The organism is Citrobacter freundii complex sp. 2025EL-00176, assembly GCF_053309355.1.
On sequence record NZ_JBRYHT010000003.1, the window covers coordinates 153,402 to 165,340 of the forward strand.

At 53.3% G+C, this 11,939-nt stretch carries 14 protein-coding genes; 5 read left to right on the forward strand and 9 right to left on the reverse strand.

Translation table 11 applies throughout. The features are described 5' to 3' along the window. The first annotated feature begins 12 nt into the window (after positions 1 to 12). The 4 genes from ACVXHP_RS09620 to ACVXHP_RS09635 all read left to right on the forward strand — a co-directional run bounded on the left by ACVXHP_RS09620 (position 13) and on the right by ACVXHP_RS09635 (position 5,605). Complete coding sequence (locus ACVXHP_RS09620; protein ID WP_038634102.1) at positions 13 to 408, forward strand: enamine/imine deaminase; 396 nt, start codon at positions 13 to 15, stop codon at positions 406 to 408. Between the two features lie 87 nt (positions 409 to 495). Next, entirely contained in the window at positions 496 to 1,860 is a 1,365-nt protein-coding gene (gene tdcG, locus ACVXHP_RS09625) for an L-serine ammonia-lyase (protein WP_047026349.1), read from the forward strand. A 1,078-nt stretch (positions 1,861 to 2,938) separates the two neighbouring features. Next, complete coding sequence (locus ACVXHP_RS09630; protein ID WP_200009107.1) at positions 2,939 to 4,270, forward strand: amino acid permease; 1,332 nt, start codon at positions 2,939 to 2,941, stop codon at positions 4,268 to 4,270. 24 nt (positions 4,271 to 4,294) lie between these two features. Continuing rightward, positions 4,295 to 5,605, forward strand: coding sequence for an L-cysteine desulfidase family protein (locus ACVXHP_RS09635; RefSeq protein ID WP_200009106.1), 1,311 nt, complete (start codon positions 4,295 to 4,297; stop codon positions 5,603 to 5,605). A 54-nt stretch (positions 5,606 to 5,659) separates the two neighbouring features. Here the strand turns inward: ACVXHP_RS09635 and ACVXHP_RS09640 are convergent, their stop codons facing one another. Both ACVXHP_RS09640 and ACVXHP_RS09645 read right to left on the reverse strand, forming a co-directional pair. Further along, a complete protein-coding gene (locus tag ACVXHP_RS09640) occupies positions 5,660 to 5,809 on the reverse strand; it encodes a hypothetical protein (RefSeq protein WP_200009105.1) in 150 nt (49 codons plus the stop codon). Positions 5,810 to 5,835: 26 nt separating this feature from the next. Then, complete coding sequence (locus ACVXHP_RS09645; protein ID WP_043017746.1) at positions 5,836 to 6,537, reverse strand: pirin family protein; 702 nt, start codon at positions 6,535 to 6,537, stop codon at positions 5,836 to 5,838. A 104-nt stretch (positions 6,538 to 6,641) separates the two neighbouring features. Here ACVXHP_RS09645 and yhaJ point away from each other — a divergent pair, with 104 nt between their 5' ends. Further along, positions 6,642 to 7,538, forward strand: coding sequence for a DNA-binding transcriptional regulator YhaJ (gene yhaJ / locus ACVXHP_RS09650; RefSeq protein ID WP_016154624.1), 897 nt, complete (start codon positions 6,642 to 6,644; stop codon positions 7,536 to 7,538). A gap of 108 nt (positions 7,539 to 7,646) precedes the next feature. Here the strand turns inward: yhaJ and ACVXHP_RS09655 are convergent, their stop codons facing one another. The 7 genes from ACVXHP_RS09655 to ACVXHP_RS09685 all read right to left on the reverse strand — a co-directional run bounded on the left by ACVXHP_RS09655 (position 7,647) and on the right by ACVXHP_RS09685 (position 11,892). Further along, positions 7,647 to 8,012 carry a DUF805 domain-containing protein gene (locus tag ACVXHP_RS09655; protein WP_038642883.1) on the reverse strand — a complete coding sequence of 122 codons (366 nt, stop codon included), beginning with the start codon at positions 8,010 to 8,012 and terminating at the stop codon, positions 7,647 to 7,649. An 851-nt stretch (positions 8,013 to 8,863) separates the two neighbouring features. Continuing rightward, a complete protein-coding gene (gene yqjG / locus ACVXHP_RS09660) occupies positions 8,864 to 9,850 on the reverse strand; it encodes a glutathionyl-hydroquinone reductase YqjG (protein WP_200009103.1) in 987 nt (328 codons plus the stop codon). A 71-nt stretch (positions 9,851 to 9,921) separates the two neighbouring features. Continuing rightward, a complete protein-coding gene (locus tag ACVXHP_RS09665; protein ID WP_032940735.1) occupies positions 9,922 to 10,314 on the reverse strand; it encodes a DoxX family protein in 393 nt (130 codons plus the stop codon). A gap of 173 nt (positions 10,315 to 10,487) precedes the next feature. Continuing rightward, complete coding sequence (locus tag ACVXHP_RS09670) at positions 10,488 to 10,787, reverse strand: YqjK-like family protein (protein WP_038634085.1); 300 nt, start codon at positions 10,785 to 10,787, stop codon at positions 10,488 to 10,490. Then, positions 10,787 to 11,182, reverse strand: a complete 396-nt coding sequence (locus tag ACVXHP_RS09675) for a phage holin family protein (RefSeq protein WP_038634082.1) — start codon at positions 11,180 to 11,182, stop codon at positions 10,787 to 10,789. The genes ACVXHP_RS09670 and ACVXHP_RS09675 overlap by 1 nt, the downstream gene beginning before the upstream one ends. 2 nt (positions 11,183 to 11,184) lie before the next feature. Beyond that, on the reverse strand, positions 11,185 to 11,490 hold the full coding sequence (locus ACVXHP_RS09680) for a DUF883 family protein (RefSeq protein ID WP_006687949.1): 306 nt from the start codon (positions 11,488 to 11,490) through the stop codon (positions 11,185 to 11,187). Between the two features lie 33 nt (positions 11,491 to 11,523). Beyond that, positions 11,524 to 11,892 carry a DUF1090 domain-containing protein gene (locus ACVXHP_RS09685; RefSeq protein WP_316129284.1) on the reverse strand — a complete coding sequence of 123 codons (369 nt, stop codon included), beginning with the start codon at positions 11,890 to 11,892 and terminating at the stop codon, positions 11,524 to 11,526. Between the last annotated feature and the right edge of the window lie 47 nt (positions 11,893 to 11,939).

Consider the following 11,939-nt stretch of genomic DNA (forward strand, 5'->3'; position numbering starts at 1 on the left):
GCCGGAGGGGATATGAGAAAAGTTATTGCAACCGAATGTGCGCCAGGGGCGATTGGACCTTACGTACAGGGTGTGGATCTGGGCAGTATGGTGTTGACGTCAGGTCAGATTCCGGTGTGTCCACAGACCGGTGAAGTGGCAGAACACGTGGCCGATCAGGCGCGTCAAAGCCTGGAAAACGTGAAAGCGATCGTCGAGTCCGCCGGTTTGAAAGTGAGCGATATCGTGAAGACCACCGTTTTCGTTTCCGACCTGAACGACTTTGCCACCATTAACCAGGTGTACCAGCAGTTTTTTGATGAGCACAAGGCAATCTACCCTACGCGCAGTTGCGTACAGGTCGCCCGCTTACCAAAGGATGTGAAGCTGGAGATTGAAGCCATCGCCGTACGTGGCGATACGCTGTAATCCCATGCGGGGCGATCGCAGGATCGCCCCGATCCTTAATGAGTGTGAAACCTGGTCTTCACTGAACGGCAATCCGAGGGTGTGGATATGATTAGCGCATTCGATATTTTCAAGATTGGCATTGGACCCTCCAGCTCCCATACCGTGGGGCCAATGAACGCAGGTAAAAGCTTTATCGATAGGTTGGTCAGCAGCGGGGAACTCCCCAAGGCTACGCATATTGTGGTCGATCTCTATGGATCGCTCTCTCTGACCGGAAAAGGTCATGCGACAGATGTCGCCATCATGATGGGACTGGCCGGTAACAGCCCGCAGAACGTTAATATAGATTCTATCGCTGGTTTTACTCAGGAAGTGGCCCGTACCGGACGTTTGCCGGTTGCTGAGGGCACGCATATTGTCGATTTCTCCCCAGACGAAAATATTCTCTTTCATAGCGAAACGCTGCCGCGCCATGAAAATGGCATGCGTATTACCGCATGGAACGGCAACGAGACACTGTTAAGTAAAACCTATTACTCCGTTGGCGGTGGTTTTATCGTCGAAGAGGAGCAATTTGGTCAGGTACATGACGTTGAAACACACGTACCCTACAATTTCCATTCCGCCAGCGAGCTGCTGAAGCTGTGCGAACGCAACGGGTTGTCTGTTTCCGGCCTGATGATGCAAAACGAACTGGCGATGCGTAGCAAAGAGGAAATCGATGCTGGTTTTGCCGCTATCTGGGACGTCATGCACGCCGGTATTGAGCGTGGCATGAACACCGAAGGCGTCCTGCCGGGCCCGCTTAACGTCCCGCGTCGCGCCGTGGCGCTGCGGCGACTGCTGGTTTCCAGCGACAACCTGTCCAGCGACCCGATGAACGTTATCGACTGGATCAACATGTTCGCGCTGGCCGTGAGCGAAGAAAATGCCGCCGGGTGTCGGGTTGTTACCGCGCCAACCAACGGCGCATGCGGAATTATTCCCGCTGTACTGGCCTATTACGATAAATTCCGCCGTCCGGTAAATGCGAACTCGATTGCCCGATATTTGCTGGCAGCAGGAGCGATAGGCGCGCTGTATAAGATGAATGCCTCTATTTCTGGTGCCGAAGTGGGCTGTCAGGGAGAGATTGGCGTAGCCTGTTCCATGGCGGCAGCCGGGCTGACAGAGTTGCTTGGCGGTAGCCCTGCGCAGGTATGCATTGCGGCGGAAATTGCCATGGAGCATAACCTGGGGCTGACCTGCGACCCGGTAGCCGGACAGGTGCAAATACCGTGCATCGAACGCAACGCGATCAACGCGGTGAAAGCCGTTAACGCCGCACGTATGGCGTTACGTCGGACGTCTGAGCCACGCGTTTCGCTCGATAAGGTGATCGAGACCATGTACGAAACGGGTAAAGATATGAACGACAAGTACCGTGAAACGTCACGCGGTGGCCTGGCGATTAAAGTGGTTTGTACCTGAGATGAAAGGGCATGGGCCTGACGTGCGTTTGTAGGCCGGATAAGGCGTAAGCGCCGCCATCCGGCAGTGAATCCATCAACATCCACTGACCAGGATGATGAATCTGAGGCATTGTTCCGTTCACCTTATGTTCATTGCTTCTCTTATGTACCGGTTCCTGTGAACGTGTAAAGGGTGCTATCGCCGCACCCTTTACAATCCCGGCTCCCGGCACGGAAAATTGCCACTTCGTAGAATATTCGCCCCATCCTTGGGGCTCACCCCTTTGGGGCCAGCGCAAGCGCTGTTCAAAATTGCTCCCGGCAATTTTGTCCTCCGCTCATTCCTCCAGGCTTTCGGGCCGGGCGCGATGAAGCGTCCCTGCAAAGCGCGCCCTGAACCCGCATCCCTGCGGGTTCTCCCGGCCTTACGGAAACACGTCGGCAATTTTCAGCCGGACCAGCCCACACCTGACCATCTGCGTTTTTTTGTTTAAACAGCAAAACAGGTTTCACTGGAAGTCAGAGCATTGAAGCGATGACCCCGGTCCGGCTGAAAATCGATGAGGTGTTGACGGCTGACCGGGTCTGCCCGCAGGGATGCGGGCAGAGGGGATGGCCTGCAGGGATGCAGGCTCGGCCCCGACCCGACAGGCAGACGGCATAAGACGAATGAATCGCGCAGCGACGATTTTCCCGCCGGGAGCCTGGGATGCAAGGGAGGCGGCGATGAGCCTCCCTTGCACGTTCACGGGTAACGGCGTTTCAGAGAAATGACACCGCTGAGGTGAACGGAATCCTGAACTAGAATCACATGTTCTCGATAATGCTTAACTGACAAACATTAGTACTTTAGCGCACCTTTTTTTGTTGTGATCCGCTTCAAAAACAGAAATTTAATACATTTATCGGTATTTAAAGAGAAAATATTTCTTAACTTTTAGAAATTAAAGGGGTTTGTTTGTGAAGTTTTTCTCTGATCCTGCGCGTATGATTTCTTCATTACTCCAATAGCTCACCTGCACCTTATGTACTGCGTATCGCATTAAGCAGTACGAAAAAAATAAAAAAACCTCTACCTACACATTGAGCGGGAAATTATGGAAACGGCAACGAATAGCAGCGTAATACTCGACGCATCTGCTCCGGCGCGTCGGGCGGGAATGACCGAAAGCGAATGGCGCGAAGCCATTAAATTCGACAGCACGGACACCGGCTGGGTCATTATGAGTATCGGTATGGCAATCGGCGCGGGGATTGTTTTTCTTCCCGTCCAGGTGGGGCTGATGGGGCTGTGGGTATTCTTACTCTCCTCTATCATCGGCTACCCTGCCATGTATCTGTTCCAGCGTCTGTTTATCAATACGCTGGCTGAATCCCCAGAATGTAAAGACTACCCGAGCGTGATCAGCGGCTATCTGGGTAAAAACTGGGGCATCCTGTTGGGGGCATTGTATTTTGTGATGCTGGTCATCTGGATGTTCGTCTATTCCACCGCCATCACCAACGACAGCGCCTCCTATCTGCACACGTTTGGCGTGACTGAAGGTTTACTCTCCGACAGCCCGTTTTATGGACTGGTGCTGATTTGCATCCTGGTGGCCATCTCGTCGCGCGGGGAAAAACTGCTGTTTAAAATCTCTACCGGTATGGTGCTGACCAAGCTGCTGGTGGTCGCGGCGCTTGGCGTGTCGATGGTAGGTATGTGGCATTTATATAACGCAGGCTCGCTGCCGCCGATGGCGCTGCTGATCAAAAACGCGATTATCACGCTGCCGTTTACGCTGACCTCGATTCTGTTTATTCAGACGCTTAGCCCAATGGTTATCTCATATCGTTCTCGCGAAAAATCCATTGAAGTGGCGCGTCATAAAGCGCTGCGCGCCATGAACATCGCGTTCGGTATTCTGTTCGTTACGGTCTTTTTCTACGCCGTTTCCTTCACGCTGGCGATGGGCCACGACGAAGCGGTTAAAGCCTATGAGCAGAACATTTCCGCTCTGGCGATTGCCGCGCAGTTTATCAGTGGCGATGGTGCTGGCTGGGTGAAAATCGTCAGCGTTATTCTGAACATTTTTGCCGTAATGACCGCCTTCTTCGGCGTCTATTTAGGCTTCCGTGAAGCCACTCAGGGGATCGTGATGAACGTGCTGCGCCGTAAAATGCCAGCCGAGAAAATCAATGAAACCCTGGTGCAGCGCGGCATTATGGTTTTCGCCATCCTGCTGGCCTGGAGCGCAATTGTGCTCAATGCGCCGGTACTGAGCTTCACCTCTATTTGTAGCCCAATCTTCGGCATGGTGGGTTGTCTGATCCCGGCCTGGCTGGTTTACAAAGTTCCTGCACTGCACAAATACAAAGGCGCTTCCCTGTATCTGATTATTATCACGGGTCTGCTGCTGTGCGTGTCTCCGTTCCTGGCATTTTCCTGAGTTATCTGAGTAAAGGTCGTTGTTATGTTTGAGACTACATTGAATCCATTATGGGATAGTTTTATTCGCGCAGTGCAGGAAGAAGTGAAGCCTGCGCTGGGCTGCACGGAACCTATCTCTCTGGCTCTGGCGGCGGCGGTCGCATCGTCTGAGCTGGACGGCGCGGTTGAACGCATTGATGCGTGGGTCTCACCGAACCTGATGAAAAACGGCATGGGCGTTACCGTGCCGGGTACCGGAATGGTGGGCCTGCCTGTCGCGGCGGCGTTGGGGGCGCTGGGTGGAAATGCCCAGGCAGGTTTAGAGGTATTGAAAGACGCGTCGGCACAAGCGATTGCTGATGCCAAAGCGATGCTGAGCGCCGGGAAGGTTACGGTGATGCTGCAGGAGCCTTGTGAGGATATCCTCTTTTCCCGCGCGAAAGTGTACAGCGCTGAAGGATGGGCATGCGTGACCATTGTTGGCGGTCATACCAACATTGTGCACATTGAAACCAACAAAGGCGTGGTGTTCGCGACAGAAGAGAGCACTCAGGAAGAGGAGCTGGAGTCACCGCTGGCGGTACTGTCTCACACGTCGCTGGAAGAGATTCTGGCGTTTGTGAATGCGGTGCCGTTTGCGTCAATCCGCTTTATTCTCGATGCGGCAAAACTGAACGGGGCGCTGTCTCAGGAAGGGTTGCGCGGTAACTGGGGTCTGCATATCGGAACCACGCTTGAGAAGCAGTGCGCGCGTGGCCTGCTGGCAGACGATCTGTCTACCGCCATTCTGATCCGTACCAGTGCGGCATCGGATGCGCGAATGGGCGGGGCGACGCTGCCGGCGATGAGCAATTCCGGCTCCGGTAATCAGGGTATTACCGCCACTGTTCCGGTGATGGTGGTTGCTGAACACTTTGGCGCGGATGAGGAAAAACTGGCGCGTGCGCTGATGCTGTCTCACCTGAGTGCAATCTACATCCATCACCAGCTTCCACGTTTGTCCGCACTGTGCGCGGCAACCACGGCGGCGATGGGCGCAGCGGCGGGTATGGCATGGATTGTGGACGGTCGCTACAACACTATCGCGATGGCGATTAGCAGTATGATTGGCGATGTGAGCGGAATGATTTGCGATGGTGCCTCAAACAGCTGCGCGATGAAAGTCTCAACCAGCGCATCTGCGGCGTGGAAAGCGGTGCTGATGGCACTGGACGATACTGCCGTAACGGGTAACGAAGGGATTGTGGCGCATAACGTGGAGCAATCTATCACTAACCTGTGCGCGCTGGCATGTCGTTCAATGCAGGAAACTGACAAGCAGATCATTGAGATCATGGCCAGTAAAGCGCATTAATCTGTAGGCCGGGTAAGGCGCAGCCGCCACCCGGCATCAGCCTGAGCCGCCTTTTCAGGCGGCTTCTTCGTCCTCGAGTCGTAGCTCGGCATCGGCCACAATCGCTTCCAGTTCTGTCAGCATGTCTTCATAACCGAAAGTCGCCGTGTCCTGTTTTTGCGGCTCAACCTGCGGCTGGCGTTTTTTTGTTTTTTTCTTGCTCAATAGTCGTACTCCATTGTTTTCCATGACTATACGGGCAAATCTATCAGCAAAGCGCGCAGCGGGGTATCGGCGACTAACGTTATGTTAGTTTCGTCACGAATAAATGCGCCATCGCCGCAGGTGAGGGCTTCTTTTTCGGCGCCAGAGGTCACCGCATGGAATCTGCCGTGGATCGACTGGAGATAAGCGCGAGGCCCATGCAACTGAAAACTGAGCGATTCGCCTTGTTGCAGCTCAACATGATGCACCCAAACCTGTTGGCGCAGATGCAGGCTGCCTTGCTCACCGTCCGGCGAGGCCAGCAACTGATGCTTACCGGCACTCAGCGTGGCTTTCTGCACGCAGGCATTTTCGCGCTGCGGGCAGGCATCCAGCCAGAGCTGCATTCTGGTTAACGGCTTATCTTTGCTGATATTGTGTTCGCTATAGCTGATTCCGGGCTGTGTCGCGAGCAATAGCACTTCGCCCGCTTTGGCCTGGATATGATTGCCTTCGCTGTCGCGGTACTCAGCTTCCCCTTCGAGGATCAGGTTGACGATATCCACCTTCGGATAGGTACGTGGCTGGAAAGAGGCCCCCGGTGCCAGAACTTCCTGGTTCAGAACACGCAGCGAGGCATAACCCAGCAGTTTAGGATCAAAATAGTGTCCAAAGGAGAAGGTATAACGGGCCTGCAGCCAGCCGTAGTCTGCCTGTCCGCATTGTTTGGCTGTACGGGTAGTAATCATAGTTCTTGACCTCTCTTTACTTCCTTTTATGTTAAATGGCTAGACGCTGCATTGTTAGCCAGATATTCTGCCCGGTATGTTCAAATTTCCTGAATGAGAACGAGATGGCCAAAGAAAGGGCTTTAACGCTTGAAGCGTTACGCGTCATGGACGCAATAGACAGACGCGGTAGCTTTGCCGCCGCGGCAGACGAACTGGGGCGCGTTCCTTCAGCCCTCAGCTATACCATGCAGAAGCTGGAGGAAGAACTGGACGTCGTCTTGTTTGACCGTTCAGGTCACCGCACAAAATTCACCAACGTCGGACGTATGCTGCTGGAACGTGGACGCGTCCTGCTGGAAGCTGCGGATAAGCTGACTACCGATGCCGAAGCGCTGGCGCGTGGGTGGGAAACGCATCTGACCATCGTGACCGAAGCGTTGGTGCCGACGGCGGCGTTTTTCCCGCTGATCGACAGGCTTGCCGGGAAGGCCAATACCCAGCTTTCCGTTATCACCGAAGTTCTGGCCGGGGCGTGGGAGCGTCTGGAGCAAGGGCGAGCGGATATCGTGATTGCGCCGGATATGCATTTTCGCTCATCTTCCGAAATCAACTCGCGCAAGCTGTACTCGTTGATGAACGTGTATGTGGCGGCACCGGATCATCCTATCCATCAGGAGCCGGAACCATTATCAGAAGTCACCCGCGTGAAATACCGTGGTATCGCGGTGGCGGATACCGCCCGTGAGCGTCCGGTATTGACCGTGCAACTGCTGGATAAACAACCTCGTCTGACGGTGAGTTCGATAGAAGATAAACGTCAGGCGTTGTTAGCCGGACTGGGTGTGGCGACGATGCCTTACCCGCTGGTGGAGGAGGATATTGCGGCTGGTCGGTTGCGGGTAGTAAGTCCGGAATCGACAAGTGAAATTGATATCATTATGGCCTGGCGGCGAGACAGTATGGGCGAGGCGAAATCCTGGTGTCTGCGGGAAATCCCCAAACTGTTTGCCGGGAAATAAACGGTTGTTAAGCCGGATGCGGTGCAAATGCACCTTATCCGGCCAGGAGGACGGAGTATGTTGTAGGCCTGATAAGCGCAGCGCCATCAGGCATCTACATGTGCTACGTCAGGATAACTGTTTGGGATCGGGCCCGAAGCGGTTGCTCCCCTGAGTTCCGTTTTGGCAGTTGAAAATGATGATAATCAACCAGCCAACGATCGGGATCAGTAGCACCAGCAGCCACCAGGCTGAACGATCGGTGTCATGCAAACGCCGGAACTGTACCGCCCACCAGGGAATAAACACCAGAACGCCATAAATCGTTGTGAGTATGCCTTCCCCTCCGGCGCGTTCCCAACCAAGCATTCTGTCCAGAATGCCCAGTACGAACGTGAAGATGATGTTGACCAGCACAAACATCCAGTATTCTTTACGACGCGCGCGACCACCAAAACCAAAGTAATTCTTTAATACGTTTAAATACCAATCCATTTTTGCCTCGTTCTGCATTCAATTACTTGTTTTTAAAGCAATCAAATTAAGAATAGCTGTGAATGAAATGATGGTAAATGTTTGTGGTATTAATTATTGGCCCCATTGGAGAATTGCTTGTCAGTTAAACATTATGGAGAACATATGATTCTGGCTCAGGGTTCCGTTCACCTTAGCTGAGTGATTTCTCTGAAGCGTAGATACCTGTGAACGTGCAAGGGAGGCTCATCGCCACCTCCCTTGCATCCCAGGCTCCCGGCGGGAAAATCGTCGCGATGCGATTCATTCGGCTTATGCCGTCTGCCTGTCGGGTCGGGGCCGAGCCTGCGTCCATGCAGGCCGTCCCCTCTGTCCGCATCCCTGCGGACAGCCCCGGTCAGCCGTCAACGCCTCATCGATTTTCAGCCGGACCGGGGCCATCGCTTCAACGCTCTGACTTCCAGTTAAATCTGTTTTGCTGTTCAGACCAAAACTCAGATGGTGAGGTGTAGGCTGGTCCGGCTGAAAATTGCCGACGTGTTTCCGTAAGGCCGGGAGAACCCGCAGGGATGCGGGTTCAGGGCGCGCTTTGCAGGGACGCTACCTCGCGCCCGGCCCGGTAGCCTGGAGGAATAAGCGGAGGGAACCACGAAGTGGCAATTTTCCCGCCGGGAGCCGGGATTGTAAAGGGCGTGGCGGAGAACGCCCTTTACACGTTCACAGGAATCGATGTCTCAGAGAAACGATTAACATGAGGTGAACGGAACCTTTTCTCTGATATTGCATGTTCATTACTTCCGCCAATACTGGTTGATACTTTCTGAAACAGAAGCGTTAACTAATCGGTATTCCCCAAAGTGGACCCGTGTATATCACGCGAAACGCTCATCACGCCCGTGGGGTTCGTTAAGGTCCTGCCACGGCCCAACAGAAATAATACCGGTCGGGTTAATGGTTTTATGGCTCCGGAAGTAGTGATTACGGATGTGATCGAAATTGACGGTTTCCGCAATGCCCGGCATCTGGTAGATATCGCGCAGGAAACCGTACAGATTCAGATAGTCGCTAATCCGGTATTTGTCGCACTTGAAATGGGTCACATACACGGGATCAAAACGTACCAGCGTGGTCCACAGACGAATATCTGCTTCTGTTAACTGGTTGCCAGTCAGGTAGCGATGCTGCCCCAGGATTTGCTCCAGACGCGCCAGGGATTGGAAGACTTTTTCCACGGCATCGTCGTACGCTTCCTGGCTGGTGGCAAATCCGGCTTTGTACACACCGTTATTGACGTTGTCATAAATCCAGCCGTTCAGCTCGTCGATTTGACTTTGCAGGGCTGACGGGTAGTAATCCCCAGCTTTTGCGCCCAAAGCATCAAAAGCGGTGTTAAACATGCGGATGATCTCCGCAGATTCGTTGCTGACAATGGTGTGATTTTTTTTATCCCACAGCACCGGGACAGTTACCCGGCCGCTGTAATGCGGATCGGCATGTAAATAGAGCTGGTAAAGAAACTCGTGTTGATACAGCGTATCGCCGGTTGCAGCCGGGAAGGTATCATCAAAGGTCCAGCCGTTTTCCAGCATCAGCGGATGTACAACGGAAACGGAAATAAATGGTTCCAGTCCTTTGAGCTTACGCAAAATCAGCGTACGGTGCGCCCACGGACAGGCCAGAGAAACGTAGAGATGATAGCGGTCTTTTTCGGCAGCGAATCCTCCTTCGCCCGTTGGACCCGGTGCGCCATCCGCGGTGAGCCAGTTGCGGTAAGCCGATGCTGAACGTTGAAATTTTCCCCCGGTTGATTTGGTGTCATACCAGGTGTCATGCCATACGCCGTCAATCAGTTGTCCCATTTTATCGCCTCCTCAGATAGCAAAAGCGAGGAGATGTCTCCTCGCTTTTTGATGTGTTCAGTATAGCTCGCTTACCACTTTTTATTCAGTACGCGGTCGATGCTGAATGCGCCCGGACCGGTGATAGCCAGCAGCAGGAAACCGCCTGCGATGGTCAGGTTTTTCATGAACATCAGAGAGTTCACGCCTTCCGCAAAGTTGCTGTGGAAGATGAACGCCGTCAGCAGCGTGAAGCCTGCGGTGAACAGCGCGGTAGTACGGGTCAGGAAGCCGAACAGGATTGCCAGACCGCCGCCAAACTCAAGCAGGATTACCAGCGGCAACATAAAACCAGGCACGCCCATGGCTTCCATATACTGTTGGGTACCCGCATATCCGGTAATTTTTCCCCAGCCTGCGGAAATAAACAGGATTGGCATCAGAATGCGCGCTACCAGTACACCAACATCTTCTAATTTCTTCATCATTCACTCCAGGAAACCACTCAGGCGGCTTATTGTGTTTTTTGTGCAACGACGCTGCAGAGCGCGTCGTTGCTGTCGATGGAGAGAATCATAAACGTGCTTAATGACAATTGTTAGCAAGGAAAACTGTCAAATTTTTTCAAAAATTTTGAGGTTAGGGGAGTAAGAGGGGATTAGCCGCGCAGTTGCTGCTGTCTGATGGTCGCTTTAACCAGACGCCAGATGCTCCAGACGCTAAAACCGCGCTTAGCCCAGCGTACCAGCAGATTAGGATTACGAATGGTACGAACTGCCATGATACTGCTACCGACTAATACCCAGCCACGTAGGTTCAACAGGGTTTTCCAGCCACGATCGTAGACTTCGGTGGCCTCCAGCCAGTCGCGGCGAGTAGCAGACAGATCCAGCCGTTGCTGCTGGATCTGTCCAAGCAGTTGCGCCTTACGTTGTTGACGTTCGACTTTACTGCTCATTATGCATCATCCTCCAGGGCTTGCCTGTCGTTTGCGAGTTCGTGGCGCGTATGGCGTAGCAGCGTTGTTTTGCGAGCTTTACGCAGAGTCCATATCCCGCCAATAAGCGCCATAACCAACAGCACAACGGTGGTGGCAATCATTGCGTTCAGGCGGTATTGCGGGTCAATGGCCCAGATGATAAGCACCATCAGGCTCATCAGCCCAAATGCCGCGAACAGCATGGTCAGCCCAAGCATCAGCAGGATCTGGATGAGATTTGATTTTTCCTCTTCCAGTTCCACGACGGCCAGCCGCAACCGCGTTTCTACGATCTCAACGAGAATCGTCAGGATCCGCTGTCCAATACCCAGTACGCTTTTGCCTGGACCTTGTGCATGTTGAGAGTCAGCCATTGTTAACGGCGCGACAGCAGTACGCCAAGCACCACACCGACAGCAGCGCCAATCCCGACGCCAGTCCATGGGTTTTCGCGTACATAGTTATCGGCTTTAGCCGCGGCTTCACGGGTCTGTTTGGCAATCACATCGCTGGTTTCACTCAGACGATGACGGCTCTCCCGCAGGGCGTGTTCGGCTTTGCTGCGAATTTTACTCATCTCTTCCTTCGACTTATCGCCAGAGGAGCTAAGTACTTCTTCAAGCGTATCCGCAAGAGATTTCAGCTCAGCGCGCAGGTTGTCCGTAGCATTATCTTTCGACATAGTTTTCTCCAGTTGAGTGGGTCGTTACCGTACTTAGTAATCGCGTGATTCGAGTTCTTTCAGCTCATTCTGAGCTTCAGCAAGCTTACGTTCGCGTTTTGCAATTTTATCCGTATCGCCTTTTTGTTTCGCCTCGGCTAAATCATCTTGACGCTCGGCTATCTCATCTTTCTGCTCTGCGATTTTTTTCTGGTGGTCGGCGCGCAGTTTGCTGTCAGTACAGTTGGCCCGAACCTCACTCAGTGCTTTGTTCAGACCATTGATGCGGTTTTGATTGTTGTGCTTTTCGGCATAGCTAATCTCCCGCTGAATATCCTGTTCTTTTTCCTGACAGAGGGTAGAGGCGTAACTGCCGGCACTGAGAGCGAAAAGGCTAATTGCCAAAGCGATGCGGTATTTCATTCTTGAACCTTCCATTGTGATTCGACGTTGTGGCTTGCGGTCGATGC

Coding starts and splice junctions, on each gene's coding strand:
- ACVXHP_RS09620 (WP_038634102.1), top strand. CDS start 13: ATGAGAAAAGTTATTGCAACCGAATGTGCGCCAGGGGCGATTGGACCT.
- tdcG (WP_047026349.1), top strand. CDS start 496: ATGATTAGCGCATTCGATATTTTCAAGATTGGCATTGGACCCTCCAGC.
- ACVXHP_RS09630 (WP_200009107.1), top strand. CDS start 2,939: ATGGAAACGGCAACGAATAGCAGCGTAATACTCGACGCATCTGCTCCG.
- ACVXHP_RS09635 (WP_200009106.1), top strand. CDS start 4,295: ATGTTTGAGACTACATTGAATCCATTATGGGATAGTTTTATTCGCGCA.
- ACVXHP_RS09645 (WP_043017746.1), bottom strand. CDS start 6,537: ATGATTACTACCCGTACAGCCAAACAATGCGGACAGGCAGACTACGGC.
- yhaJ (WP_016154624.1), top strand. CDS start 6,642: ATGGCCAAAGAAAGGGCTTTAACGCTTGAAGCGTTACGCGTCATGGAC.
- ACVXHP_RS09655 (WP_038642883.1), bottom strand. CDS start 8,012: ATGGATTGGTATTTAAACGTATTAAAGAATTACTTTGGTTTTGGTGGT.
- yqjG (WP_200009103.1), bottom strand. CDS start 9,850: ATGGGACAACTGATTGACGGCGTATGGCATGACACCTGGTATGACACC.
- ACVXHP_RS09665 (WP_032940735.1), bottom strand. CDS start 10,314: ATGAAGAAATTAGAAGATGTTGGTGTACTGGTAGCGCGCATTCTGATG.
- ACVXHP_RS09670 (WP_038634085.1), bottom strand. CDS start 10,787: ATGAGCAGTAAAGTCGAACGTCAACAACGTAAGGCGCAACTGCTTGGA.
- ACVXHP_RS09675 (WP_038634082.1), bottom strand. CDS start 11,182: ATGGCTGACTCTCAACATGCACAAGGTCCAGGCAAAAGCGTACTGGGT.
- ACVXHP_RS09680 (WP_006687949.1), bottom strand. CDS start 11,490: ATGTCGAAAGATAATGCTACGGACAACCTGCGCGCTGAGCTGAAATCT.
- ACVXHP_RS09685 (WP_316129284.1), bottom strand. CDS start 11,892: ATGAAATACCGCATCGCTTTGGCAATTAGCCTTTTCGCTCTCAGTGCC.